Source organism: Actinomadura violacea (assembly GCF_017573465.1).
Classification (GTDB): Bacteria; Actinomycetota; Actinomycetes; order Streptosporangiales; family Streptosporangiaceae; genus Spirillospora; species Spirillospora violacea.
Genome location: NZ_JAGEPF010000001.1, coordinates 254,371 through 278,313 on the forward strand (window position 1 = coordinate 254,371; position 23,943 = coordinate 278,313).

Here is a 23,943-nt window from a genome sequence, read left to right on the forward strand (position 1 = left end):
CGGTAGTCGCAGGGTAATCCAGGTCATGTCCGGACGCCACGGGCGAAGTCCAGCGACCTCGCGAAGATCCCGGCGACGTCCGGCGCGTTCCGCCAGATGTGGTCGGCGCCCTCGACCTGCCGGAACTCCACCGGTACGCCCGCCGCGCGCAGGGCGTCCGCCATCCGCTCGCTCTGCGCCATGGGCACGAACCGGTCCGCCGTCCCGTGCCAGAGCTGGAACGGCGGCGCGCCGGAGTGGACGTGCGCGACGGGGCTGGCCTCGGCGGCGAGCTCCGGGATGTCGCCTGGCGGTGCGCCGAGCAGCCGCGCCTCCCGCGACGCCGGATCGCCGGGATCGGGCATCGCGGCCAGGTCGTACACCCCGTACCAGCCGACGACCGCCGCGATCCCCGGGCCGGTGAGCGCGGCGAGCGCCGCCAGGTGCGCCCCGGCCGACTCGCCCCACGCCACGATCCGCGACCCGTCGAACCCGTGCTCGGCGCCGTGGCCGCGCAGCCACCCCACCGCCGCCCGGACGTCGTCGAGCTGGGCCGGGTACCGCGCCTCGCCCGACAGCCGGTAGTCCACCGACGCGACCGCGAACCCGGCCTCGGCGATCCGCTCGAACGGGGACGGCCGCCAGCCCGCGAACTCGTGCCCGAAGTCGCGGCGGGTGCAGCGCTGCCAGCCGCCGCCGTGCACGAACAGCACGACCGGCGCCGCGTCCACCGGAGGCAGGTAGAGGTCGAGCAGCAGCGGCCGGTACCCGACCTCGGCCGCGTACTCGACGCCTTCCAGGACCCGCACGCTCATGAGGCGGTCCCGGCGGCGACGAACCGCTGCGTGATCGTCCCGACCCCCTCCAGCTCGCTGACCAGGACCTCGCCCGGCCGGACGAACCGCTTCGGGGTGCGGGCGTTGCCGACGCCCGGCGGCGTCCCGGTGAAGACCAGGTCGCCGGGGCGCAGCCGGCAGACCCGCGACAGCCGGACGACCAGCTCCGGAACGTCGTAGATCATCGCCGACGTGCGCGCGCTCTGCACCGTCTCGCCGGACAGCCGACACGAGATCGCCAGGTCGGCGGGGTCGCCGAACGCGTCGGGGGTGACCAGCCAGGGGCCGGTCGGGCCGAAGTTCGCATGCGACTTGGCCAGGCTGAACTGCGGCTTCGCGCCCGCGAGCTGCGCCGTCCGCTCGGACAGGTCCTGGCCGAGGGTGATGCCGGCGACGTGGTCCCAGGCGTCCTCGCGGCGCACCCGGTACGCCTCCCGGGAGATCGCGACGACCGCCTCGACCTCCCAGTCCACCGTCTCGGACGGCAGCTCGACGTCGCAGACGGGCCCGGCGAGGCAGCTCGGGAACTTCGTGAACGTCACCGGCGCCGATTCCGGCGGGTATCCGGCTTCGGCGGCGTGCTCGGCGTAGTTGATCCCGATTGCGAACACCTGCGACGGCCGCGGGACGGGCGCGCCGAGATCCTCGACGGCGAACGGGACGCCCTGGGCTGCGTCCAGCCCGCCGGCCCAGGCGCGGAAGGCGTCCCACTCGGCGAAGACGGCCTGCGGGTCGGCCCCGAACCGCCCGCCGCTCGCCTCCGCCACGTCGATCGCCGCGTCGTCCACGATCACGGCCAGGCGGCCCTTGAGGTTGGCGATCCTCACCAGTCGACCTTCTCCGGGGCGGGTTCGCCGTGGGCGTCCTGCCAGGACACGACGTGGTTGCGCAGCGTCCCGATGCCCTCGATCTCCGCCTCGACGACGTCGCCGGGACGCAGGTAGAAGTCGAACGGGTTCGGCTGCACGGCCGCGACGCCGGAGACGGTGCCGGTGGTGATGATGTCGCCGGCGCTGAAGACCTGCGGCGAGTGGTAGGCGACCAGGTGCGGGATCGACACCCGCATCTGCTTGGTGTGCCCGGTTTGCCGGACGTCGCCGTTCACCCGCAGCTGCATCGCCAGGTTCTGCATGTCGTCGATCTCGTCGGCGGTGACGATGTACGGGCCGATCGGGCAGAACGTGTCGATCGCCTTGCTGAACGAGAACACGCCCGACTCCATCTCGCGGCGCTGGATGTCGCGCGCGGTGATGTCGTTGAAAACGGTGAAGCCGGCGATGTGCTCCAGCGCCTCGTCCGGGCCGAAGAACTTGCCGGGCTTGCCGATGATGACGGCCAGCTCCAGCTCGTAGTCCAGCTCCTTGGTGAGGTGCTCGGGGTAGACGATCGGGTCGTCCGGGCCGATGATCGCGTCGACGTTCTGGAAGAACACGATGCCCTTGTGCACCGGATGCGACCAGTTGACGGCCTGGAGCTCCTCGTGGTGGTCGGCGAAGTTCCCGGCGGTGTGGAAGAACTTCTTCGGCGTGATCGGCGCGCGCAGCCGCACGTCCGCCAGCTTCAGCCGCTCGCCGGTCTCGCCGGCCTTCCCGTCGCGCTCGAAGTACGCGCGGGTGGAGGGGACGTCCAGCTCGATGACGTCGTCGCCGTCGAGCCGGCCGACCCGGCCCTCGTCGAAAGTGATCAGTCGCATGCGTTCCAGTTTCCTCGGTGGATGAGTGAATGAGCAGGTCAGGGGCGGTCCGGACGGCCGCGGGAGGCGCGCTTCTCGATCGCCGACAGCAGCGCGTTGACGGCGAGCGCGCCGATGCAGACGACCAGGACCATCGCGTCCAGCGCGGCGGCGCCGTGGTTGGTGATCTGGGTGGAGATGAACGTGCCGACGCCGTCCACCGAGATCATCAGCTCGGCGAGCAGCACGCCGAGCAGCGACAGCGCGGCGCCGATCTTGAGCGCGCCGATGATGTCGGGCAGGCAGGCGGGCACGACGAGGAACAGCAGCCGGCGCAGCCGCCCGGCGCCCATCGCGCGGCCGGAGTCGAGCACGGCCGGCTCGACCGCCGCGCCCGCGGTCATCGTCATGAGGATCACCGGGATGATCCCGTGGATGACGCCGAACGCGATCTCCGAGCCGTCGCCGAGGCCGAGCCACAGCACGAACAGCGGGTACAGCGGCGCCATCGGCAGCGCGTAAAGCACCGACACGACGTCGCGTCCGCCCAGGTAGACGTGCTTGTTGAGGCGTCCGAGCAGCAGCCCGATCGCGGGCCCGGCGACGGCGGTGACCGGGAACGCGACCAGGAACCGGTACGTCGTGTACCCGACGAGGGTCAGCGAGTCGCCCTCCAGCACCTTCGGCAGGCCGTCGGCGACGATCCGGCTCGGCGAGGTCAGGTAGTCGCCGCCCGCGCCGGACAGCCGGGTCACCGCCTCCCACGCGGCGACCAGCGCGGCCACGGTGCCCCAGCGGACGAGCTGGACGGCCGCCGCCTCCCGCGGCCGTCCCGCCGCCCGGACCGAGATCGCGGTCATGTCACTTCGCCGTGCTGATCGCGGTGCTGAGGTAGGCGTCCTGCGCCGGCGACGACGTCGCAATGCCGAGCTTCGGGAGCGCCTTGGCGTAGCCGGCCATGCCCGCCGCGCTGATCGCGCCGTCCGGGGTGAAGCCGCCGACCAGCGCGTCGTAGGTCTGCTCCGCGATCGGCTTCGGCATGCCGAGCTTGGCGACGGCGAGGTCCACGGTCGGCTGCTTGTTCGCCTTCATCCAGGTCAGGGACTTGGTGTAGGCGGCGGCGAGCTTCTTCAGGTTCGCCTTGTTGCCGGAGATGGTGGACTTCTTGGCCATCAGCACGGCGAACTGCGAGCTCGGCCCGAGCACGTCCGACACCTTCTGCGCGATCCTGCCCTCGTGCTTGGCCTGGAGCAGGAACCCGAAGTTGACCGGCAGCACGAACCCGTCGACGTCGCCGCGCTTCATCGCCGACATCGTCGCCGCCGGGTCGCCGAGCGGCACCTCCTTGACCTTGCCGAAGTCGACGCCGGCGGCCTCGGCGGACGCGCGGGTGATGTAGTCGGTGAGCGACCCGGCCTTGGAGATGCCGAGCTTCTTGCCCGCGATGCCGGAGAACCCGGTGATGCCCGACTTCGCCGGGACGATCAGCGCCATCGGGCTCTGCGCCATCACCCCGTAGAACGCCTGGGTGTCGAGCTTCTTCGCGGCGCCCGACACCGCGTCCAGCCCGGTCGCGGCGCCGACGTCGATGGACCCGCCGGTCATCGCCTTGGTGAGGTCGGACCCGGCGCTGAAGTCGACGACCTTGACGTCCAGCCCCTCGGCCTTGAAGAAGCCCTGCTGGGCGGCGACCCGCGCGGGCATCGCGTGCACGAAGTCCTGCGCCTGCACGAGCCCGAGCTTGATCGAGGTGGACGGGCCGGACGACCCGCCGCCGCCGCACGCGGTGAGCGCGCCGGCGCACAGCGCCGCGACCGCGGCGATCCTTGCGGTGACCTTCATCGGTGGACGCCTTTCTGCAGGGCATGGGTGGCGAGGGAGAACAGGAGGTTGACGGCGACCGTGACCAGGCAGGCGACCACGATCCAGGCGAACAGGCCGGGGCTGTCGAGGCTCTGGCTCGCGGTGCCGAGCCGGTAGCCGACCCCGGCGGCGCCCGCGATGAACTCGGCGGCGATGACGGTGACGAGCGCGAGGCCGAGCGACACCCGCATCGCCGCGAGCACCGGGCCGAGGACGGCGGGCAGGACGACCCCGGTGAGCCACTGCGCGCGGGTCGCGCCCATCGTCCGCGCGGCGGTGATCAGCCGGCCGTCCACGGTCGCGGTGGCGCGGGCCGCCGCGATCGCGATGGGGAAGAACGCGTAGAGCGCGCCGAGCGCGATCTTGGAGTGCGAGCCGACGCCGAGAGTCGCCGCCAGCACCGGGTAGAGGATCACCAGCGGGAGCGCGTTCATGCCGGTCAGGACGGGTTCGTAGGCGCGGCGCAGCAGCCGCGACGACCCGGTGAGCACGCCGATCGGGAGGGCGAGCAGCGCCGCGATCCCGAACGCGGCCGCGGTCTCCTCCAGCGTGGTGCCGACCGGCTCCAGCAGCTTCGACGGCTCGGCGGCCAGGTCGGAGAGCGCCTGCCACACGTCGCCGATCGGCGGCAGCAGCAGCGGCGCCACCGCGCCCGTCCCGGCGAGCAGCGCCCACACCGCGAGGACGAACGCGACCGTCCCCGCGTACACCAGGACGCGGCGCGGCGCGATCACCGCACGTCCCCGGGGTCGTCCTCCAGCAGCAGCGCCGACAGCCGGTCGGTGAGCGCGTGGAACTCCGGCGTGCGCAGCACCTGCGGCTCGCGCGGGCGCGGCAGCGGGACCTCGATGACCTCCTTGATCGTCGCCGGGCGGGGCGTCATCACGATGATCCGGTCCGACAGGTACGCGGCCTCCGACAGGCTGTGCGTCACGAACAGCACCGTCTTGCCGTGCTCCTCCAGCAGCGTGACGAGCTGCTCGCCGATCTTCAGCCGGGACAGCTCGTCGAGGGCCGCGAACGGCTCGTCGAGCAGCAGGATCGACGCGTCCGACACCAGCGCCCGCGCGATCGCGACGCGCTGCCGCATCCCGCCAGACAGCTGGTGCGGGAACCGGTGCGGGACGTCGCCGAGCCCGACCGCCTGGAGTGCGTCCAGCGCGCGCGCCCGCCGCTCCCCGCGTCCCACCCCGGCGAACTGCAGCGCGATCTCCACGTTCCGGACGGCGCTGCGCCACGGGTACAGCGCGAGGTCCTGGAAGACGAACGCCACGTCGCGGGGGCGCGGGCCGTCCACCGGCGTCCCGTCCACCAGCAGGTCCCCGGACACCGGCGCGAGCAGCCCGCCGACCGCGCGCAGCGCCGAGCTCTTCCCGCACCCCGACGGCCCGATCAGGCTGACGAACTCGCCCGGCCGCACGTCGAACGTCAGCCCGGTCGCCGCCGTCGTGTCGCCGTAGGCGAGGGTGAGGTCGCGGGCGGCCACCCTCAGCGGCCCGGTCTCCCGAACCCCCGCGGCCTCCCGGACGCCTCCGGCCACGGCGCGCTCCTCGCGCTGCCCCGCCATGGCCCTAGGCCCCGACCATGTTGAACCCGCCGTCGGCGAGCATGTAGGCGCCGGTGATGTGCGAGGCGTCCTCGGTGGCCAGGAACAGCGCGGTGCCCGCGACGACCTCGGGCGGCGGGATCTGGCCCATCGGCGTCTGCGAGATCAGCTTCTCGCGGCGGCCCGACTTCCAGTCCTCCCGCTCCAGCGTCGCGCCGGTCTCCATGAACCCCGGCGCGAACGTGTTGACGCGGACGGCCGGCGCGAACGCCGCCGCGTACGACTTGGTGATGCCGAGCAGCCCGTACTTGGCGGCGGCGTACTGCGGAGCGCGCGCGCTGCCGCGCACCACCACGGTCGAGCCGATGTTCACGATCGAGCCGTGGCCCTGTTCCAGCATCCGGGACCCGAACTCGTGCGTCATCAGCAGCGTGCCCTTGACGTCCACGTCGATGACGCGGTCGAGGGACTCCTGCGTCAGCTCCCGCCACGACATCTGCTCGGTGGCGACGTCGCCGACGTTGTTGACCAGCACGTCCAGCTCGCCGGCGATCCCGAACACCTCGTCGGCCAGCGCGCGGATCGACTCCCACGAGCCGATGTCGGCCTGCACGACGAACGCCTCGGCGCCCGCCTCCCGGACCCGCTCGGCGGTCCGCTCCGCGCCCTGCTTGGAGGAGTTGTAGTGCACCCCGACGCGGGCGCCCTCCTGCGCGGCGCGGACGGCGATCTCGGCGCCGAACCCGGTGCCGGCCCCGGTGACCAGCACCGTCTTGCCCGCGAACCGCGGAAAGATCTTCTGCCCCATGTGGTGGTTCTCCCTTTCGCGTCATTTGTGGGGGACGACCCCCACACCCCCGGCAACTGCCTTTAGACGAGCGTGCGGCCGCCGTCGACGTACATGACGTGCCCCGTCATGAACGCCGCGTGCGGCGAGGACAGGAACAGGATCGGGCCGACGACCTCGGCGGGCGTGCCGAGCCGCCCCGCCGGGACGAGCCGCACCAGGTCCTCGCGGACCCCCGGCCGCTCCAGGTACTCGGCGGTCAGCGGCGTCTCGACGTAGCCGGGCGCGATCGCGTTCACGGTGACGCCGTGCCGGGCCCACTCGGCGGCCATCACCCGCATCATCTGGTTCATCCCGCCCTTGGACGCGGCGTACGGCCCGTGCTTCTGGTGCGCGAGATGCCCCGACACCGACGACAGGAAGACGATCCGGCCGCCGCCCGCCGCGACCATGTGCCGCCCGGCGGCCTGCGCCGCGCCGAACGCGGTGAACAGGTTGGTGCGCAGGATCCGCTCCCACTCGGCCTCGGTGAACTCCAGCACCGGGCGCCGGTCGTTGATCCCGACGCAGTGCAGCAGCACGTCGAGCCCGCCCATCGTCTCGACGGCCCGCGCGACGGCGGCGGCGCCGGCGCCGTCCTCGGTGAGGTCGGCGGCGATGGTGTGCGGCCGCGTCCCGTCCGGGCCGGGCGGCAGCGCGGCGAGCCGTCCGGGGTCCCGGTCGACCGCGGTGACGACCGCGCCGGCGTCGAGGTAGCCGCGGGCGCACTCGGCGCCGATCCCGCCCGCGCCGAGCACCAGCACCCGGGCGCCGTGCAGGCCCAGCCACGCGGTGCCCGTGTCCGGCGCCGCCTGAGTCGTCCCGTCTGCCACTTGCGGTTCCTCGCCTTCCCGAGTTAGCTTTCACTGTATGAAAGCTACTTTCACTAAGCACGAGTATGGTGTGACGCCGGTCATGGCGTCAAGGCACGGATCCGGGTGCGGGCCGTGACCCCCGGGGCCGCGGGCACCGAACCGGACCGCTCGCGCTACCACATCGCCGCCCTCGCCAAGGGACTGCAGGTCCTGAGCCTGTTCGACGGCGTGACGCTGTCCCTGCGCACCAGCGACATCGCCGCGCTGACCGGCATCCCGATGCCCACCGCGTTCCGGATCGTCAGCACCCTCGAAGACCTCGGCTACCTGGAGCGCCGGCACGACGGCACCGTCCAGCCCGGCGTCAAGGTGCTCACCCTCGGCTCGGCCGCGATGCGCGGCTCCGGCCTCGTCCAGCTCAGCGACCGGCCGCTGCGGCTGCTCGCCGACGCCACCGGCGAGACCGTCAACCTCGGCGTCCTCGTCGAGGACCGCGTCCTGTACCTCGCGCGGCTCCGCAACGCCGACCTCGTCACCGCGAACGTGCACGTCGGCTCGACGCTGCCCGCCACCTACACGTCCATGGGCAAGCTGCTGCTCGCCCACCTCCCGCCGGACGAGCTGGACCGCCGCGTCACCGGCGCCTCCTTCGCGCCCGGCGCAGGGCCGAACGCCGTGCAGGACCGCGCCGCGCTGCTCGCCCAGCTGGACGGGATCCGCCGCGCCGGGTACGCCGTCCAGGACCAGGAGCTCGCCCAGGGCCTGCGGTCGGTGTCGGTGCCGGTGCTCGGCCCGGACGGCGCCCCGGCCGCCGCGGTGAACGTCGCCGTGTCCGCGCTGCGCCGCCCCCTGGCCGACCTGCACGGCGACATCCTGGACCGGCTCCGCGCCACCGCCGCCGACATCACCACGAGACTGAGGACCCGATGACCCGCAAGCACCCGTTCCGGCCCGCCGGCCTCGACGGCGACCGCCTCGCCCTCTACCGCTCCATCACCGAGGGGCCGCGCGCCCAGGGGCCGCGCCTGTTCGACCTGGTGTCGGAAGACGGCGTGCTGCTCGGGCCGTTCAACGAGTTCCTGCTGCGCCCGGCGCTCGGCGACGCCCTCCAGCGGGTCGGCGCGGCCGTCCGCTACGAGGGCTCGCTCGGCGGCCGGGCCCGCGAGATGGCGATCCTCGTCGTCGCCGCCGCGTGGGACAGCGAGTTCGAGCGGACCTCCCACGAGGCCGTCGGACGCGCCGCCGGGCTCACCGGCGCGGAGCTCGCCGCGATCGCCGCCGGCGCGCCGCTGGACCTCGACGACCCGATAGAGGCCGCCGTCCTCCGCCTGACCAGGGCACTCGTCACCGGCGACGTGGACGACGCGACCTGGGCGTCCTGCGTGCCGCCGCTCGACCGCGAGACCGTCTTCGAGCTGACCACCCTCGTCGGCTACTACTCGACGCTCGCCCTCCAGATGCGCGTCTTCCGCGTCTGAGCGCGGGCCGTCGCGCACACTGGTCCTCCACTCGGAACGCTACGGGGGGCGATATGCGAGCAGGTCGCGGGCGGCCCGGCGCGACACGCGCCGCCGCCCTGACGCCGTGGCGGTTCATCGTCGTGTTCGGCGTGGTGTCCCTGCTCATGGACGTCGTCTACGAGGGCGCGCGGTCGATCACCGGGCCGCTGCTGGCCTCGCTCGGCGCGTCCGCGGCGGTCGTCGGCCTGGTCACCGGGGCGGGCGAGGCGGCGGCGCTCGGCCTGCGCCTGGTGTCGGGCCCGCTCGCCGACCGCACCCGCCGGTTCTGGGCGCTCACCATCACCGGCTACGCCCTGACGGCGGTGTCCGTGCCGCTGCTCGGCCTGGCCGGCGTCCTATGGGCCGCGTGCGCGCTGGTCGTCGCCGAACGGGTCGGCAAGGCCGTCCGGTCCCCGGCCAAGGACACGCTGCTCTCCCACGCCACCGCCACCACCGGCCGGGGCCGCGGATTCGCCGTGCACGAGGCCCTCGACCAGATCGGCGCGCTCGTCGGGCCGCTGACCGTGGCCGGGGTCCTCGCGGCCACCGCCGGGGACTACGCGCCGACGCTCGGCGTGCTGGCGGTCCCGGGCGTCGCCGCGATGGGCCTGCTGTTCTGGCTCCGCGCCCGCGTCCGCGACCCCGCCCAGTACGAGCCGGTGTCCCGGGAGGCGCCGCGGCCGGAGCGGGACGCCGGCAGGCCGAGGCTGCCGCGCGCCTTCGTCGTGTACGCGGCGTTCACGGCCGTCACCATGACCGGGTTCGCGACCTTCGGTGTGCTGTCGTTCCACCTCGTCCAGCGGCACCTGCTGCCCGCCGACCTCGTCCCCATCGTGTACGCGGGGGCGATGGCCGCCGACGCGGTGTCCGCGCTGGCGAACGGCTGGCTGTACGACCGCATCGGCCCGCGCGCGCTTGCCGCACTGCCCGTCCTGTCCGCCGCGGTGCCCGTCCTGGCCTTCACGCGGTCCCTGGCCTTGGCGGTCGTGGGCGCGCTGGTGTGGGGCGCCGCCGTCGGGATCCAGGAGTCCACGCTGCGCGCGGTCGTCGCCGACCTCGTCCCGTCCCCGCGCCGGGCCACCGCCTACGGGATCTTCGCCGGCGTCCTCGGCGTCGCCGCCCTCGCCGGCGGCACCCTCACCGGCGCCCTCTATGACCGGTCGGTCACGCTGCTGGTCGCGGTGGTCGCCGGGATCCAGGCCGCCGCCCTCGCCCTCCTCGCCGTCCTGCGCGGCCGGACCGGCTCCCGATGAGTACCGGCCTGACCTGCGGGAACAACCTGCCCGAGCGGGCCCCCGGCCGGGGCCGCCGCTGACGGCCGCGCGTCGAGCGGAAAGGACAGGCCATGCCGTCGGATCCCGAACCCGCGCCCCGTGAGGACCCCGGGACGGGTGCGCCCGCGGCCCCGCCCGCCCGCCCGGACGGCGACCCCATGGTCATCGTCGACGGGCTCCACGTCACCTACCGGGTCCTCGGCGCCGAGGACGAGCCCGGGCGGGTCCGCCGCATCCTGCGCCACGGCCGCCCCCGCCCGCGCGAGATCCACGCCCTGCGCGGCGTCTCGTTCGTCCTGCGCCGCGGTGAGGCCGTCGGCGTCGTCGGCTCCAACGGGTCCGGCAAGAGCACCCTGCTCCGCAGCATCGCCGGCCTCCTGCCCGGCGACCGGGGCGACGTCTTCACCTGCGGGCAGCCCGTCCTGCTCGGCGTGAACGCCGCGCTCATGGACGACCTCACCGGCGAGCGCAACATCGTCCTCGGCTGCCTCGCGATGGGCATGCCGCTCAGCGAGGTCCGCGCGAAGTACGACGACGTCGTGGAGTTCTCCGGCCTCGGCAAGTTCATCGACATGCCCATGCGGACCTACTCCACCGGCATGGCGCAGCGCCTCCGGTTCGCCATCGCCACCGCCCAGACCAGCGAGATCCTCATGATCGACGAGGCCCTCGCCACCGGCGACGCCCGCTTCCGGCGGCGCAGCGAGGACCGTCTCAAGGAACTGCGCGAGGAGGCCGCCACCGTCGTCCTCGTCAGCCACAGCCTCGAGACCATCGAGGAGACCTGCGACCGGACGATCTGGCTGGACCACGGCCGCGTCCGCCTGGACGGCCCGTCCGCCGACGTCGTCGCCGCCTACCGCGACGAGCACGAATGACCCCGCGCTACTCCCGGCAGCAGCGCCGCGGAAGGTTCGCGGGACGTCAGAGGTCCATGGCGGACGCGACGACGCGGGGCCGGGCCGGGTCGGAGACGTCCACCGCCGCCTCGCGCTGGAACGGGCCGCCGGTGCCCTCCTGCTGGCCGCCGTAGTAGCGCGGGCGGCGGAAGGCCGACGAGCCGAAGCCGCAGCTGGGGCCGTCCACCGGCTCGGTGTCCGTGCCGGGCGCGGGCAGGCCGGAGCCGTCGAGGAAGGCGCGCAGGCCGGACGCGGTGGTCCGGAAGGACAGCCGCAGGCTGTACTCGCCGAACAGCGGATGCAGGTCGGAGGAGAAGTGCACGTCGGTCGCGTCCGGCGGGACCGGCAGCCGGAAGTGCCCGGTGACCTCGGCGAGGGAGGCGTTGCTGCCCGGGCAGGCGCGGGCGTCCTTCACGTCCGGTCCCCTGGGGTCCCAGGTGAGGACGGAGTGGACGGCGACCGCGCCGGCGACCAGGAGGACGGCGCCCAGCACCGAGACCCGCAGGATCATGGGCCGGAAGCGTACAAGCCGGTCAGCTGTCGAAGCCGAGGCCCAGGGTGTCCATGGTGCGGAGCCAGAGGTTGCGGCGGCCGCCGTTGCGGTCGGCGCTGGCCATGGACCGGCGGGTCAGCTCGATGCCGAGCCAGCGCAGCGGTTCGGGCGGGAACGGGACGGGCTTGGTGCGGACCATGGCGAGGCGGGTGCGCGGGGTGTCGAGGCCGTCGAGGCGGTCGAGGATGACCTGGGCGGCGAAGCGGGTGGCGCCGACGCCGAGGCCGGTGAAGCCGAGCGCGTAGGCGGCGCGGCCCTGCGCGGCGGTGCCGAAGAACGCGGAGAACCGGGTGCAGGTGTCGATGACGCCGCCCCAGGTGTGGGTGAACCGGACGCCTTCGAGCTGCGGGAACGTGCGGAAGAAGTTGCCGGCGAGGACGCGGAAGGTGACGGGCCGCTGGTCGAGGTCCGCCGAGACGCGGGAGCCGTAGTGGTAGACGGCGTCGTAGCCGCCCCACAGGATCCGGTTGTCGGCGGTCAGCCGGTAGTAGTGGAACTGGCTGCCGCTGTCGGACATGCCGTGCCGGTTCCGCCAGCCGATGGCGGCGAGCTGGTCGTCCGTCAGGGGTTCGGTGACCATCGCGTAGTCGTACACGGGGACGACGTAGGGGCGGACGCGGTGGACGAGCGACGGGAACGCGTTGGTGGCGAGTGCGACGCGGCGTGCCGTGACGCGGCCGTAGGCGGTGGTGACGGTGACGCCGGCGCCGCGCGTGCTGAGGGACGTGGCGGGGGTGCGCTCGTAGATGCGGACGCCGAGCCGCAGGCACGCGGCCCGCAGTCCCCAGGCGAGCCGGGCCGGGTTGACGAGGGCGGTGCCGTCGCGGTCGAGGAGGCCGGCGAGGTAGGTGGGGGAGGCGACCTCGGCCCTGACCTGCTCGATGTCGAGGAACTCGGGGGACAGCCCGTGGCGGCGCATCTCCTCGGCCTCGTCGCGCAGCTCGCGGACCTGGTGGGGGCGGGTGGCGACGTTGAGCTCGCCGGTGCGCTCCCAGTCGCAGTCGATGCCGTACCGGCGGAGCGCGTCCTCGATGCCGTCGAGGTTGCGCGTGCCGAGCCGTTCGAGTTCGGCGATCTCGCCGGGCCAGCGGGCGAGGCCGTTGCCGAAGCCGTGGGTGAGGCTGGACGAGCAGAACCCGCCGTTGCGTCCGGACGCGGCCCAGCCGGCCTCGCGGGCCTCGACGAGGACGACGTCGCGGCCGGGGTCGCGCTCCTTGGCGAGCAGGGCGGTCCAGAGGCCGCAGTAGCCGCCGCCGACGACGGCGAGGTCGGCGTGCTCGTCGCCGGCGAGGGCGGGGGCGGCCGCGGGGCGCGCCGGGTCGTCCAGCCAGAAGGGGACGGGTTCGGCGTGCACGAGCGCGCGTGCGGGATCAGCGGCGATGGCCTGCGACATGCCACTAATTTAGCGGCTTTCGGCTTGAATTTCACTAATCGAGTTGTGTCGACCGGGGGCACCTACGGATTTCGTGGTCAGTGCGTGCCCCAGCGGTAGCTCTCCTTGCGGAGCTGGAGGTACACGAACGACTCGGTGCCCGCGACGCCGGGGATGGTGCGGATGCGGGACGCGAGCACGTCCGCGAGGTGCGCGTCGTCGTCGCAGACGATCTCGCAGAGCAGGTCGAAGCCGCCCGCGCACAGCACCACGTAGATCGTCTCCGGCATGTCCGACAGCGCGGCCGCGACCGGCTCGATCGGCCCGGAGACACGCACCCCGACCATCGCCTGCCGGTGCGCGCCGACCAGCAGCGGGTCGGTGACCGCGACGATCTGCATGACGCCGGCCTCGGTGAGCCGCTGCACCCGCTGCCGGACGGCCGCCTCCGACAGGCCGACCGCCTTGGCGATCGACCCGTAGGAGCGCCGGCCGTCCTCCTGCAGCTGCTCGATGATCTGCCAGGAGATGTCGTCGAGGTCGGGCCCGGCCGTGCTCTTCCTGCTCATGCCCCGCATCATCGCAGGGAAAGGGTCACCAGAAGGCGGGCGGGACGATGCGGGGCGCGCGGTCCTCGACGGCCTGCGCGGCGTCGAGGACGACGTCCTCGGCGAACCGGCCGCCGATGAGCTGGACGCCGATCGGCAGGCCGTCCGCGACCGCCGCCGGGACCGAGACGCCGGGGAACCCGAGGACGGGCAGGGACGTCATGGGCCACTGCGCGTCGACGATGCTCCGGCCGCGGACGGGGTCGAGGATGTCGGCGTCCTGCTCGTAGGGGGGTTCGGCGGAGACGGGGGTGAGCAGGAGCATGCCGGTGCCGAGCATCTCCTGGAGGCGGGTGATCAGCGTGGCGCGGCGGGCCCAGCCGGAGGCGTAGGCGGCGAGGCCTGGTTCCTCGCCCCACAGCCCGGCGGCGTGCTCGAACGCGTACCGCATGTGGACGCGGAGGGCTTCGTCCGCCATCTCGAGCATGCCGGGCAGGCCGGGGCGCAGGTCCTCGAACAGCAGCAGCGACCAGAGCCGCGCGGCCTCGGCGAGCAGCGGCAGCTCGATCTCCTCGACCTCGTAGCCGGCGTCGGCGAGCCAGTGCGCCGCCTCGCCGACCGCCGCGTCGACGGCCGGGTGCGGCTTGGCGATGCCGACGTCGCGGACGACCCCGACGCGGATCGGGCCGCCGGCGTGCGGCGCGGCGGCGGGCAGGGCGGGGACGCCGAACGGGTCGCGCAGGTCGGCGCCCGCCATCGCGCGCAGGCCGATCCGCGCGTCCGCGACGGTGCGGGCGAGCGGGCCCTGCACGGCCCACGCCTGGACGGTGAGGGGCGGTTCGGGGCCGGTGTCCTCGGGGGCGATCCAGTTGGAGACGAGCCCGACGGTCGGGCGGACGCCGACGACGCCGCAGCAGCCGGCGGGGAACCGGATGGAGCCGCCGATGTCGTTGCCCTGCGCGAGCGGCGTCATCCCGGCGGCGAGGGAGCCGGCGGCGCCGCCGCTGGACCCGCCGGGGGTGTGCCCGGCGCTCCACGGGTTGAGGGTGCGGCCGTGCGGCTCGTTCTCGGTGAACCAGCGGATGGAGAAGGCGGGCGCGTTGCTGCGGCCGAGGAAGACGGCGCCGGCGGCGCGGAGCGCGGCGACGGACGCGTCGTCGTGCACGGCGGTCATCCCGGCCATGGCGGTGACGCCGTGGCTCATCAGCGCGCCGCGTTGCGGCGTGTTGATCTTGGTGGAGACGGGGACGCCGTGCAGCGGGCCGAGCTCCTCGCCGGCGGCGACCGCGGCGTCGGCGCGGCGCGCGTCGGCGAGGGTCTCCTCGGGGCGGACGTCGGCGAGCGCGTTCAGTTCGGGGTTGACGGCCTCGACCCTGCCGAGGCAGGACTCCGCCACCTCGACCGCCGACACCCGCCGCTCGCGGATCAGCGCGGCGACCTCGGTCACGGGCAACTGCCACAGTTCCATGCCTGCTCCTCGGGCTCCTCGGGAGGTGTCGTGGCCGGAGCGCACCGGCGATGGCGAGGAGCGTACGTGATGCAACGCTGATGTACAACGGTGTTGTATGACGCCTTCTCCGGCGTTACCCTGCGGTCATGCCGGTGGAGATCGATATCGACCAGCGCCTCGCGACCATCGCGGACGCCACCCTGGACATCGTGGCGGCCGACGGTCTCGACGGCGTGTCCATCCGGGCCGTCGCCAAGCGGATCGGCGGCTCGACGACCCTCGTCACCAACTACCTGCCCACGCGGGAGGCGCTGCTGCGCAACGCGATAGAGCACGCCATGCGGGACTGGGACGCCGAGCTGGACCAGGCCGTCGAGGACACCGACGCCCCCGCCCGGCTCGCCGCCATGGCCCGCTGGGCGTGCTCGACCACCGGCAACGACGAGGTGCTGCGCCGGCTGTTCCTGGAGATCCTCGGCCGCAGCGGCCGCGGCTCGGAGGCGCTCCAGCTCATCCGCGACGACGCGCGCCGCAACCTCGACGGGCTCGTCGACGCGGCGCGCGACGCAGGCGCGGACGACGCCGCGTTCGCCGCCGACGTCCTGCACCTGGTGTTCCGCGGCTTCTACGTCTCCAGCCTGGAGGCACCGGAGCGGTGGAACAGCGAGCGGATGGCCCCGCTCGTCGACCGGCTCGTCCGGCTGCTGACCACCGGACCCTAGCGAGGGAGCGCGCTGATGGACCTGGACGCGAAGGCGGGCCGCGGGGGCGCCCGCTCAGCCGTTCGCCCTCGGGATGCGGTGACGCGCTTCGAGGGACGCGAGCAGCTCCCCGGCCAGCGCCTTCATGCCGGCCTGGCGGGTCGCCGGGAAGGGCAGCGGCGCGAGGGTCGAGTGCCCGAACGCCATGCAGATCAGCGCGTACGCGAGCTGGAGGCTCTCGCCCGGCCCGCAGCCGGGGACAGCATCGCGGATCGTCCCGGCGATCTCGCGCTCCAGCCGGCCGTAGCTGTCGTAGATCCGGCCGCGCAGCCGGACGTCGTGCATCGCGCCGCTGATCAGCGCCTCGATGACGAGGTCGTCCTCGTTGCGCGCCATCTGCGGCCCGAACAGGTAGTCCACCAGCGCGGGCAGCCGCGCGGCCGGTTCCCGGTCGTTCAGCGCCTCCCGCATCGAGGCGAAGTACGGGGTGATGACGTGGTCCCACAGCGCGTCGATGAGCTCGTCGCGGTTGCCGGCGTAGTGCCGGACGTGCGAGCGGCTCATCCCGGCCGCCGCGGCGATCCGCTCCTGCGTGCTGCCCGCCAGGCCGTGCCGGGCGACTGACCGGGCGGCGGCCCGCAGGATCTGCTCGCGCCGCTCGGCGGCGAGGCTCGGCCGTCCCAACGGTCCCTCTTTTCGCCCTCGATAGTTCTGCAGAGCGGAAGCTCAACTCGCGCTCAGGATAGCGCCGTGATCCGTTAGGAGGAGTCCGGGGAGGCCCCCGACCTGGCCTGCCGCCGTTTTGTTTTGCGGTATTGACAATCAACTCGGCATCCGATCACGCTGCGTCCACCCCACCCCGAAGGGCTCACCCCATGACACGTCCACGCCTGGCCGCGGCCGCCGCGGTCCTCGCCGGTTCCTGCACCCTCGCCGCCTGCGGGGGCGGCGGCGGGTCCGCGACCGCCGCCGCGCCCTCCCTCACCACGTCCGTCCCGGCGCCGTCCAAGGACGTCGGCACCCTCACCTGGAACCTGCCGCCCGGCGAGCCGCCGACGCTCGACCCGGCGCAGTCCGCGATCGAGTCCGTCAGCACGCCGCTGGCGAACATGTGCGAGGGGCTGTTCGGCTTCGGCCCGAACTACGAGCGGCGGCCCGCCCTCGCCACGTCCGTCGACCACCCCGACGACCTCACCTACGTGATCCACCTGCGCGAGGGCGTGAAGTTCTGGGACGGCAAGCCCGTCACGCCCGACGACGTCGTCTACAGCGTCAAGCGGATCCTCGACCCCAAGCTCGGCTCGTCCTGGATCGGCTGGGCGGAGCGGCTGCGGAGCATCGAGCCGACCGGCGCGCACGAGGTCACGATCAAGCTGAGGCAGCCGGACGTCCTCGTCCCGAACTTCTTCGCCACGCCCGCGTTCGACGTCGTGGAGAAGGCGTTCGCGGAGTCCGCCGGCAAGTCCTTCGGGACGGCCGGGCACGGCGTGATGTGCACCGGCCCGTACAAGCTCGCGGGCTGGACGCAGGGCCAGAACATCACCCTCACCCGCAACGACGCCTGGTGGAACACGCAGGTGAAGCCGAAGGTGAAGAACCTCAGGTTCACCTTCATCACCGACCCGTCCGCGCAGACCGCCGCGCTCGACAGCGGCGACGTGGACGGCCAGTTCAGCGTCCCGCGCGCCGCGCACGTCCGGCTGAAGGACAAGGGCAACCTGCTGTTCGGGCAGAGCCTGTCGCCGACGTTCCTGTCCGTCCTGAACCAGAAGGGCGCGCTGTCGGACCCGGCGACGCGGCAGGCCGTGCAGGCGCTCATCGACTACAAGGGCATCATCAAGTCGGTCTACCAGGGCGCGGCGCAGCCGCTGCGCGCGCTGGTCCCGCCCGCCGCGTGGGGCTACGGCAAGGACGTCTACCAGCAGGCGTACAACGCGCTGCCGCAGCCCGCGCAGGACCTGGAGAAGGCCAAGCAGCTCGTCGCCGGATCGGCGAAGGCCAAGCAGAAGATCGTCCTGGCGTACACGACGGCGATCGACGAGGAGTCGCGGACCGCCACCGCCATCGCGGACGCCGCGTCGCAGGCCGGCATGCACATCCAGCTCAAGCCGCTCACCGCCGAGCAGTACGGCGCGATGTTCGCCTCGCCGCAGGCCCGCGCGGGCGTCGACCTGTTCCTGTCGAGCGGCTACCTCGACTTCCCCGAGCCGCTGACGTACTACCAGTTCTTCACGACCGGCAACTTCTACAACTTCGCCGGATACTCCAACAAGGAGTACGACACCGCGATCCGGACCGCGATCGCGACCCCCGACCCCGCCGCGCGCGCCCGCCTCGTCACCAAGGCGCAGGGCATCATGGCGCACGACCTGGTCAACATCCCGATCGCGACGCAGTACGTCAACGTCTACTACAAGGCCGGGCTGACCGGGCTTGTCCCGCGGCAGAACTACCTGTACGTGCCGTGGGCGACGGAACTCGGCGGCAAGTGATGACCGCCCGCACGCTCGCGCCCTGGATCGGGAAGCGCGCGCTCGGCGCGGTGCTGACCGTCCTGGTCGCGTCGGTCCTCATCTACGGGGCGCTGCGGCTCGTCCCCGGCGACCCGGTGCTGGCGGTGACGTCCGGCCGGCGCCTCACCCCCGACCAGATCACCGCGCTCCGGCACGCCTACGGGCTCGACAAGGGCTTCGCGCAGGGCTACCTCGCGTGGATCGGCGACGCGCTCCAGCTGAACCTGGGACGGTCGCTGACCTACCAGACCAGCGTGACGTCGCTGATCGGCAGCAGGCTCGGCGTGTCCGGCCTGCTCATCGCGTACTCGGCGGTCCTCGCGATCGCGGTCGGGGCGGGCGTGGCGCTGGTGTCGGCGGTCAAGGGCGGCCTGGCCGACCGGATCGCGACCGTCGCCGCTTCCTTGACCACGGCGACGCCGCCGTTCGTCGCGGCGATCGTGCTGCTGTCGGTGTTCGCGGTCGGGCTCGGCTGGTTCCCGTCCACCGGCGCGGGCAGCGGGCTCACCGACCGGCTCTGGCACCTGACGCTGCCCGCCGTCGCGATGGCGATCGCCGCGTTCGGCGTGCTCGCGCGGGTCGGGAACGCGGCGTTCGCCGACGAGCTCGGCCGCGAGCACGTGACCGCTGCGCGCAGCCGCGGCGTGGACGGCGCCGCGCTGATCCGCCGGCACGTCGTCCGCAACGCGCTCGGGCCGCTGCTCACCGTCATCGGGGTGCTGGTCGCGAGCCTGTTCGTCGGCACCGCCGTCATCGAGACCGCGTTCGGCCTGGACGGCGTCGGCTCGCTGCTCGTCACCTCCGTCTCGCGGCGCGACTTCCCGGTCGTGCAGGGCATCGCGCTGTTCGGGGTGCTGCTGTTCGTCGTCGTGAACACGCTGGTCGACCTGGCGCTGCCGTTCATCGACCCGCGCGTCACCGTGGGAGGGCCGCGCCGATGACCCTGACGATCCCCGCACTGCGCGCGCGCGGCGCGAAACGGCGGCGCCGCCGTCCGCTGGCCGTCACGCTCGCGATCGCGTTCCTGCTGGCCGCCGCCGCCACCGGCGCGCTCGCCCCGCTGCTCGCGCCGCACTCGCCGGACGCCACGAGCCTGCTCGACTCGCTCGCGCCGCCCGGCACCGCCGGCCACCTGCTCGGCACCGACTCCACCGGCCGCGACGTGCTGTCCCGGCTGATGTACGGGGCGCGGCTGTCGCTGCTCGCGCCGCTCGGCGTGGTGCTGCTGTCCGGTGTCCTCGGGACCGCGCTCGGGCTGCTCGCCGCCCGCGCCGGCGGCTGGGTGGACGCCGTCCTGTCCCGCCTCATGGACATCGTGTTCGCGTTCCCGAGCCTGCTGCTCGCGATGCTGGTCGTCGCCGTGTTCGGGCCCGGGCTGACCGCCCCGATCTGCGCGCTCGCCGTCAGCTACACGCCGTTCCTCGGACGCGTCGTCCGGAGCGTCGCCATACAGGAGGGCGCCCGCCCGTACATGGAGAGCTACCGCGCCATGGGCTTCGGCGAGCTGCGGACGACCGTCCGGCACCTGCTGCCGAACATGACGCCGGTGCTGCTCGCGCAGAGCGCGCTGTCGTTCGGCTACGCGATGGTCGACCTGGCGTCGCTGTCCTACCTCGGGCTCGGCGTCCGCCCGCCCGCCGCCGACTGGGGCTCGATGATCAGCCAGGCGCAGAGCGCGATCCTGCAGGGCGCGCCGGGGAGCGGGCTGATCCCCGGCGTCGCCGTGCTGCTCACCGTCGTCAGCGTGAACGTGCTGGGCGAGCACATCGGCGGGTCCATCGCGAGGAGAGGGGAGGGGACGTGACCGTGCTGGAGAAGGAGTCCGCGATCCGGCCGGACGCGCTCGGGATCGACGGGCTGACGCTCGGGATCGGTTCCGGGGCGAGCGCCGTTCCGCTGCTGGACGGCGTGACGGTGCGGGTGGGGCGCGGCGAGACGGTCGGGCTGGTCGGCGAGTCCGGGTCGGGGAAGTCGCTGACGGCCCGCGCCGCGCTCGGCATGTTCCCGCGCGGCGCGCGCGCCACCGGGGCGGTGACGGTCGCCGGCGTCGACGTGCTCGCCGCCGGCCGCGCCGCGCTGCGCGACCTGCGCCGCACCCGCGCGTCGATGATCTTCCAGGACCCGCGCGCCGCCATCAACCCGGTGCGCCGCGTCGGCGACTACCTCACCGAGGGGTTGCGCGCGCGCGGCGTGCCGTCCCGCGAAGCCGCCGCCACCGCGCTGGAGCTGCTGGAACAGGTCGGCATCCGGGACCCGCGCGGCGCGCTGCGGCGCCACCCGCACGAGTTCTCCGGCGGCATGCTACAGCGCGTCGTCATCGCCGGCGCGCTGTCCACCGAACCCGACGTGCTGCTCGCCGACGAGCCGACGACCGCGCTCGACGTCACCACGCAGGCCGAGGTCATCGCCCTGCTGAAGGAGATGCAGCGCACCCGCGGCACCGGGATGCTGTTCGTCACCCACGACCTCGACCTCGCCGCCGCCATCTGCGACCGCGTCTACGTCATGTACGCGGGACGGATCGTCGAGGAGGCCGCCGGCACCGCGCTGTTCTCCGCCCCCGCGCACCCCTACACGAAGGCGCTGCTGGAGGCGAGCCCGCCCGTGCACGGCGACCGCACCGAGATCAAGGCGATCAAGGGACGGCCCCGGTCGCTCGCCGAGGCGCCGTCCGGCTGCGCGTTCCGCGACCGCTGCCCGCTCGCCGGCGACGACTGCGCCGCGTCCGTGCCCGCCACGCGCGCGCACGGGACGTCCGCCGTCGCGTGCGTCCGTCCCGAGGAGGTGGCGCGATGACGTCCGAGACGCCCGTGCTGAGCGTGTCGTCGCTGGTCAAGAGGTTCGGGGACGTCACCGCCGTGGACGGCGTCGGGTTCGAGCTGATGCCCGGCGCGTCCCTCGGCATCGTCGGCGAGTCCGGCTCCGGCAAGACGACCACCGCCCGGATCCTCGCCGGCCTCGACGAACCCACGTCCGGCACCGTGCTGCTCGCGGGCGAGCCCGTCACCGGGCGGTCCCGGCGCGCCCGGCTGCACCGCGCCCGCCTCCTCCAGATGATCTTCCAGGACCCGTACGGGTCGTTCGACCCCCGGCAGACCATCGCCGAGTCCGTCGCCGAGCCGATCCGGCTGCACCTGCCGGACCTGTCCGGCGCGGACCGGCGGGCCCGCGTCGCCGAACTGCTCGACCAGGTCGGCCTCAGCGAGCGCGCCGGCGGCTCGCCGCCCCGCGAGCTGTCCGGCGGCCAGCGGCAGCGCGCCGCGATCGCCCGCGCGCTCGGCATCCGGCCGCGCGTCCTCGTCCTGGACGAGGCGGTCGCCGCGCTCGACGTGTCCATCCAGGCGCAGATCCTCACCCTGCTCGACTCGCTGCGCCGCGACACCGGCATCGCCTACGTCTTCGTCTCCCACGACCTCGCCGTCGTCCGCCACATCACCGACACCGCCGTCGTGATGCGGCACGGCCGCATCGTCGAGCGCGGCGACACCGAGACGATCCTGCGCGACCCGCAGCACCCCTACACCCGCCTGCTCCTCGACTCGATCCCCGTGCCCGGCTGGGACCTCGACCGCGTGGCCCGCGACCGCCGCGCCCTCGACGCGTCCCGCTGAGCCCCCCGAACCCCTTCCGGAGAACACGTGCTGAACATCGAACGGGTCGGCCCTGCCGCCGTGCCCGCCGACGCCGACCAGGCCATGGTCCCCATGCGGGACGGTGTCCGGCTGGCCGCCGACCTCTACCGCGCCCCCTCGGCCCCGCCGGGGCCGGTCGTCCTCATCCGGCTCCCTTACGACAAGGACGGCGCCTACTGCTTCATGCCGCTGATCGGACGCTACTTCGCGGCGCGCGGCTACACGGCCGTCGTCCAGGACGTCCGGGGCAAGTACCGGTCCGAGGGCGCCACCGAATTCGCCGTCCACGAGGTCGACGACGGCTACGACACCATCCAATGGGTCACCGAACAGCCCTGGTGCAACGGCGACGTCGTCATGTGGGGCGATTCCTACTACGGCTACACCGCCATCGCCGCCGCGATAAGCGAGCATCCTTCCCTGCGCGCCATCGCGCCCCGCGTCACGGGCTCACAGCTGTCCACCGTCCTGGACTACGGCGACGGCACATTCGACGTCGAGCAGACCAGCCGGAAAGTGTACTTCGCCACCCACTACGTGGACGCCGACCGCTACGAATGGGAGCCCGACTGGACGCGCCGCCCGCTCCGCGCGCCCTTCGACGACTTCTTCTCCCGGATCGGGAAACGCTCAGCGAACTTCGACGCGGAGTTCTCCGGCGAATCCCCGTTCGTCCCGCCGCCGGTGAAGGCGCTCGTCGAAAGCCGGCCCGTCCCCGCGCTCTACACGATCGGCTGGTTCGACAACTGCGCGATCTGGTCCTGGCACGACGTCCGGGCGCTGTCGCGCTCCGCGGGCTGGGCCTCCCACCTGCGGCTCCGGCTGGAGGCCATCGACCACGAGAACTACCGCCTGCGCGACGCGCCCATCGCCCCGTCCGACGACCACGCCGGCGACCCGGCCGCGCTGGACCGGATGCTGCCCGGCTACCTCGACCCCGCGATCGAGTTCTTCGACGCCGTCCTCAACGATTCCGCGGACTCGCTGCCCCGCGTCCGCTACGAGATCTGCCACGGGGACTGGCGGGAAGGCGAGACCTGGCCGCCCCGCGACGCCACCGAATTCGAATACTTCCTGACCCCCGAGGGCCTCGCCGGCGAGCCACCACGCTCGCCGAGCACCGTCGAATGGACCCACGACCCGTCCGACCCGGTCCCGTCCCAGGGCGCGAACCCTTTCGCCGCCCTCTTCGACCGATCCGACCTCAACGAAATCGGCGACCGCGACGACGTCCTCCGCTTCACCGGACCCGCCGTCACCGAGGACACCGACCTCCTCGGCGCCGTGACACTGACGCTCTCCGCACCGACCGGGACGCACGTCCACGCCCGCCTGCTCGACCTCGCAGACGGCGCCGCATTCCTCATCGCCAAAGGTCAGCTGCATTTCGACGCGCCGCGCGCCACCGCCGTCCTCGACCTCCAGCACGTCGCCTACCGGCTCCGCGCCGGCCACCGCCTCGTCCTCGACGTCATGAGCAGCGACTTCCCCGAATACGTCCCGGACGGCGACCCGTGGACGACCCCGCCGGGCCCGCCCGCCCCCAGGCAGATCACACTCGGCGGCCCGGCCCCGTCCCGCCTCCACATAGGAGGCCCCCCGCTCAACTGATGTTCAGATCGCCGTTGACGTCGCGGAGCTGGATGACCTTCTCCGCGTTGCCGTTGAACGTATTGATGACGGCGTCGTCGGACGCCTCGGCCCGCGTCTGGGCATGGTTCCAGACCGCCTCCAGCTCGCCGCGGAACGCGGGATCCTCGTCCAGCAGACGCCGCACGGCGCCCTCCAGCAGCGGGATCCCGCCGGCGTCCTCGGCGGCCCTGGCCAGGGCGTCCTCGTCCGACGCGCGTCCGCGGAACCGCTCGCGGACGCGCCGCGACAGCTCGGCGACGGCGGCGCGCACCGGTTCCCCGGCGACTTCGACGGCTTTGCCGGCCATCGCCGTGGCGATGGCAAGGGTCATCG

General features: G+C 73.4%; 26 protein-coding genes. 11 read left to right on the top strand and 15 right to left on the bottom strand.

Annotation, left to right across the window (positions count from 1 at the left end):
• Positions 1–23: 23 nt before the first annotated feature.
• The 9 genes from J4709_RS01295 to J4709_RS01335 all read right to left on the bottom strand — a co-directional run bounded on the left by J4709_RS01295 (position 24) and on the right by J4709_RS01335 (position 7,555).
• A complete protein-coding gene (locus J4709_RS01295; RefSeq protein ID WP_208235916.1) occupies positions 24–794 on the bottom strand; it encodes an alpha/beta hydrolase in 771 nt (256 codons plus the stop codon).
• Positions 791–1,642 carry a fumarylacetoacetate hydrolase family protein gene (locus J4709_RS01300; protein ID WP_208235918.1) on the bottom strand — a complete coding sequence of 284 codons (852 nt, stop codon included), beginning with the start codon at positions 1,640–1,642 and terminating at the stop codon, positions 791–793. Before J4709_RS01300 ends, J4709_RS01295 begins: the two co-directional genes overlap by 4 nt.
• A complete protein-coding gene (locus J4709_RS01305) occupies positions 1,639–2,508 on the bottom strand; it encodes a fumarylacetoacetate hydrolase family protein (RefSeq protein WP_208235920.1) in 870 nt (289 codons plus the stop codon). The genes J4709_RS01300 and J4709_RS01305 overlap by 4 nt, the downstream gene beginning before the upstream one ends.
• Positions 2,509–2,546: 38 nt before the next feature.
• Positions 2,547–3,347, bottom strand: a complete 801-nt coding sequence (locus tag J4709_RS01310; protein WP_208235922.1) for an ABC transporter permease — start codon at positions 3,345–3,347, stop codon at positions 2,547–2,549.
• Position 3,348: 1 nt separating this feature from the next.
• Positions 3,349–4,329 (bottom strand): ABC transporter substrate-binding protein, encoded by a 981-nt coding sequence (locus tag J4709_RS01315; RefSeq protein WP_208235924.1) that lies wholly within the window; start codon positions 4,327–4,329, stop codon positions 3,349–3,351.
• Positions 4,326–5,084 (bottom strand): ABC transporter permease, encoded by a 759-nt coding sequence (locus J4709_RS52775; protein WP_208235926.1) that lies wholly within the window; start codon positions 5,082–5,084, stop codon positions 4,326–4,328. The genes J4709_RS01315 and J4709_RS52775 overlap by 4 nt, the downstream gene beginning before the upstream one ends.
• Entirely contained in the window at positions 5,081–5,890 is an 810-nt protein-coding gene (locus J4709_RS01325) for an ABC transporter ATP-binding protein (protein ID WP_208235927.1), read from the bottom strand. Before J4709_RS01325 ends, J4709_RS52775 begins: the two co-directional genes overlap by 4 nt.
• A 31-nt stretch (positions 5,891–5,921) precedes the next feature.
• Positions 5,922–6,704, bottom strand: coding sequence for an SDR family NAD(P)-dependent oxidoreductase (locus J4709_RS01330; RefSeq protein ID WP_208235929.1), 783 nt, complete (start codon positions 6,702–6,704; stop codon positions 5,922–5,924).
• Positions 6,705–6,766: 62 nt separating this feature from the next.
• A complete protein-coding gene (locus J4709_RS01335; protein ID WP_208235931.1) occupies positions 6,767–7,555 on the bottom strand; it encodes an SDR family NAD(P)-dependent oxidoreductase in 789 nt (262 codons plus the stop codon).
• A 114-nt stretch (positions 7,556–7,669) separates the two neighbouring features.
• On the opposite strand from J4709_RS01335, the gene J4709_RS01340 reads away from it, so the two are divergent.
• From J4709_RS01340 to J4709_RS01355, 4 genes are all read left to right on the top strand, one after another.
• Positions 7,670–8,467, top strand: coding sequence for an IclR family transcriptional regulator (locus tag J4709_RS01340; RefSeq protein ID WP_208235933.1), 798 nt, complete (start codon positions 7,670–7,672; stop codon positions 8,465–8,467).
• Positions 8,464–9,015 carry a carboxymuconolactone decarboxylase family protein gene (locus J4709_RS01345; RefSeq protein ID WP_208235935.1) on the top strand — a complete coding sequence of 184 codons (552 nt, stop codon included), beginning with the start codon at positions 8,464–8,466 and terminating at the stop codon, positions 9,013–9,015. Before J4709_RS01340 ends, J4709_RS01345 begins: the two co-directional genes overlap by 4 nt.
• Positions 9,016–9,068: 53 nt before the next feature.
• Positions 9,069–10,289: an MFS transporter gene (locus J4709_RS01350; RefSeq protein WP_208235937.1), complete on the top strand. Its 1,221-nt coding sequence runs from the start codon at positions 9,069–9,071 to the stop codon at positions 10,287–10,289.
• A 92-nt stretch (positions 10,290–10,381) separates the two neighbouring features.
• Positions 10,382–11,188: an ABC transporter ATP-binding protein gene (locus J4709_RS01355; protein WP_208235939.1), complete on the top strand. Its 807-nt coding sequence runs from the start codon at positions 10,382–10,384 to the stop codon at positions 11,186–11,188.
• Positions 11,189–11,234: 46 nt separating this feature from the next.
• Here the strand turns inward: J4709_RS01355 and J4709_RS01360 are convergent, their stop codons facing one another.
• The 4 genes from J4709_RS01360 to J4709_RS01375 all read right to left on the bottom strand — a co-directional run bounded on the left by J4709_RS01360 (position 11,235) and on the right by J4709_RS01375 (position 15,150).
• Positions 11,235–11,720 carry a hypothetical protein gene (locus J4709_RS01360; protein WP_208235941.1) on the bottom strand — a complete coding sequence of 162 codons (486 nt, stop codon included), beginning with the start codon at positions 11,718–11,720 and terminating at the stop codon, positions 11,235–11,237.
• A 22-nt stretch (positions 11,721–11,742) separates the two neighbouring features.
• A complete protein-coding gene (locus J4709_RS01365) occupies positions 11,743–13,155 on the bottom strand; it encodes an NAD(P)/FAD-dependent oxidoreductase (RefSeq protein ID WP_208235943.1) in 1,413 nt (470 codons plus the stop codon).
• A 77-nt stretch (positions 13,156–13,232) separates the two neighbouring features.
• Positions 13,233–13,703, bottom strand: coding sequence for an Lrp/AsnC family transcriptional regulator (locus J4709_RS01370; RefSeq protein WP_232382773.1), 471 nt, complete (start codon positions 13,701–13,703; stop codon positions 13,233–13,235).
• A 25-nt stretch (positions 13,704–13,728) separates the two neighbouring features.
• Positions 13,729–15,150: an amidase gene (locus tag J4709_RS01375; protein WP_208235945.1), complete on the bottom strand. Its 1,422-nt coding sequence runs from the start codon at positions 15,148–15,150 to the stop codon at positions 13,729–13,731.
• Positions 15,151–15,278: 128 nt separating this feature from the next.
• Between J4709_RS01375 and J4709_RS01380 the strand changes: the two genes are divergently transcribed.
• Positions 15,279–15,854 carry a TetR/AcrR family transcriptional regulator gene (locus J4709_RS01380; protein ID WP_208235947.1) on the top strand — a complete coding sequence of 192 codons (576 nt, stop codon included), beginning with the start codon at positions 15,279–15,281 and terminating at the stop codon, positions 15,852–15,854.
• 54 nt (positions 15,855–15,908) lie between these two features.
• Here J4709_RS01380 and J4709_RS01385 read toward each other — a convergent pair whose 3' ends face one another.
• Positions 15,909–16,517 (bottom strand): TetR/AcrR family transcriptional regulator, encoded by a 609-nt coding sequence (locus tag J4709_RS01385; protein WP_208235949.1) that lies wholly within the window; start codon positions 16,515–16,517, stop codon positions 15,909–15,911.
• A 191-nt stretch (positions 16,518–16,708) separates the two neighbouring features.
• Between J4709_RS01385 and J4709_RS01390 the strand changes: the two genes are divergently transcribed.
• The 6 genes from J4709_RS01390 to J4709_RS01415 are packed head-to-tail and all read left to right on the top strand — an operon-like array spanning position 16,709 to position 23,589.
• The gene (locus J4709_RS01390) at positions 16,709–18,325 is read left to right on the top strand and encodes an ABC transporter substrate-binding protein (protein WP_208235951.1); all 1,617 of its coding nucleotides are present in this window, start codon (positions 16,709–16,711) and stop codon (positions 18,323–18,325) included.
• Positions 18,325–19,287 carry an ABC transporter permease gene (locus J4709_RS01395; RefSeq protein WP_208235953.1) on the top strand — a complete coding sequence of 321 codons (963 nt, stop codon included), beginning with the start codon at positions 18,325–18,327 and terminating at the stop codon, positions 19,285–19,287. Before J4709_RS01390 ends, J4709_RS01395 begins: the two co-directional genes overlap by 1 nt.
• Complete coding sequence (locus J4709_RS01400; RefSeq protein ID WP_208235955.1) at positions 19,284–20,150, top strand: ABC transporter permease; 867 nt, start codon at positions 19,284–19,286, stop codon at positions 20,148–20,150. The genes J4709_RS01395 and J4709_RS01400 overlap by 4 nt, the downstream gene beginning before the upstream one ends.
• Positions 20,147–21,142, top strand: a complete 996-nt coding sequence (locus J4709_RS01405) for an ABC transporter ATP-binding protein (RefSeq protein WP_307800852.1) — start codon at positions 20,147–20,149, stop codon at positions 21,140–21,142. Before J4709_RS01400 ends, J4709_RS01405 begins: the two co-directional genes overlap by 4 nt.
• Complete coding sequence (locus J4709_RS01410) at positions 21,139–21,957, top strand: ABC transporter ATP-binding protein (RefSeq protein WP_208235956.1); 819 nt, start codon at positions 21,139–21,141, stop codon at positions 21,955–21,957. Before J4709_RS01405 ends, J4709_RS01410 begins: the two co-directional genes overlap by 4 nt.
• Positions 21,958–21,984: 27 nt before the next feature.
• A complete protein-coding gene (locus J4709_RS01415; protein WP_208235958.1) occupies positions 21,985–23,589 on the top strand; it encodes a CocE/NonD family hydrolase in 1,605 nt (534 codons plus the stop codon).
• Here the strand turns inward: J4709_RS01415 and J4709_RS01420 are convergent.
• On the bottom strand, positions 23,582–23,941 hold the full coding sequence (locus J4709_RS01420) for a hypothetical protein (RefSeq protein ID WP_208235960.1): 360 nt from the start codon (positions 23,939–23,941) through the stop codon (positions 23,582–23,584). The two genes, J4709_RS01415 and J4709_RS01420, sit on opposite strands and share 8 nt — an antisense overlap.
• Positions 23,942–23,943 lie beyond the last annotated feature (2 nt).

Excerpts from the sequence above, each read along its gene's own strand:
- J4709_RS01295 (WP_208235916.1), bottom strand. The coding sequence starts at position 794 with ATGAGCGTGCGGGTCCTGGAAGGCGTCGAGTACGCGGCCGAGGTCGGG.
- J4709_RS01305 (WP_208235920.1), bottom strand. The coding sequence starts at position 2,508 with ATGCGACTGATCACTTTCGACGAGGGCCGGGTCGGCCGGCTCGACGGC.
- J4709_RS01310 (WP_208235922.1), bottom strand. The coding sequence starts at position 3,347 with ATGACCGCGATCTCGGTCCGGGCGGCGGGACGGCCGCGGGAGGCGGCG.
- J4709_RS01315 (WP_208235924.1), bottom strand. The coding sequence starts at position 4,329 with ATGAAGGTCACCGCAAGGATCGCCGCGGTCGCGGCGCTGTGCGCCGGC.
- J4709_RS01330 (WP_208235929.1), bottom strand. The coding sequence starts at position 6,704 with ATGGGGCAGAAGATCTTTCCGCGGTTCGCGGGCAAGACGGTGCTGGTC.
- J4709_RS01345 (WP_208235935.1), top strand. The coding sequence starts at position 8,464 with ATGACCCGCAAGCACCCGTTCCGGCCCGCCGGCCTCGACGGCGACCGC.
- J4709_RS01350 (WP_208235937.1), top strand. The coding sequence starts at position 9,069 with ATGCGAGCAGGTCGCGGGCGGCCCGGCGCGACACGCGCCGCCGCCCTG.
- J4709_RS01355 (WP_208235939.1), top strand. The coding sequence starts at position 10,382 with ATGCCGTCGGATCCCGAACCCGCGCCCCGTGAGGACCCCGGGACGGGT.
- J4709_RS01360 (WP_208235941.1), bottom strand. The coding sequence starts at position 11,720 with ATGATCCTGCGGGTCTCGGTGCTGGGCGCCGTCCTCCTGGTCGCCGGC.
- J4709_RS01365 (WP_208235943.1), bottom strand. The coding sequence starts at position 13,155 with ATGTCGCAGGCCATCGCCGCTGATCCCGCACGCGCGCTCGTGCACGCC.
- J4709_RS01370 (WP_232382773.1), bottom strand. The coding sequence starts at position 13,703 with ATGAGCAGGAAGAGCACGGCCGGGCCCGACCTCGACGACATCTCCTGG.
- J4709_RS01375 (WP_208235945.1), bottom strand. The coding sequence starts at position 15,150 with ATGGAACTGTGGCAGTTGCCCGTGACCGAGGTCGCCGCGCTGATCCGC.
- J4709_RS01380 (WP_208235947.1), top strand. The coding sequence starts at position 15,279 with ATGCCGGTGGAGATCGATATCGACCAGCGCCTCGCGACCATCGCGGAC.
- J4709_RS01390 (WP_208235951.1), top strand. The coding sequence starts at position 16,709 with ATGACACGTCCACGCCTGGCCGCGGCCGCCGCGGTCCTCGCCGGTTCC.
- J4709_RS01395 (WP_208235953.1), top strand. The coding sequence starts at position 18,325 with ATGACCGCCCGCACGCTCGCGCCCTGGATCGGGAAGCGCGCGCTCGGC.
- J4709_RS01400 (WP_208235955.1), top strand. The coding sequence starts at position 19,284 with ATGACCCTGACGATCCCCGCACTGCGCGCGCGCGGCGCGAAACGGCGG.
- J4709_RS01410 (WP_208235956.1), top strand. The coding sequence starts at position 21,139 with ATGACGTCCGAGACGCCCGTGCTGAGCGTGTCGTCGCTGGTCAAGAGG.
- J4709_RS01420 (WP_208235960.1), bottom strand. The coding sequence starts at position 23,941 with ATGACCCTTGCCATCGCCACGGCGATGGCCGGCAAAGCCGTCGAAGTC.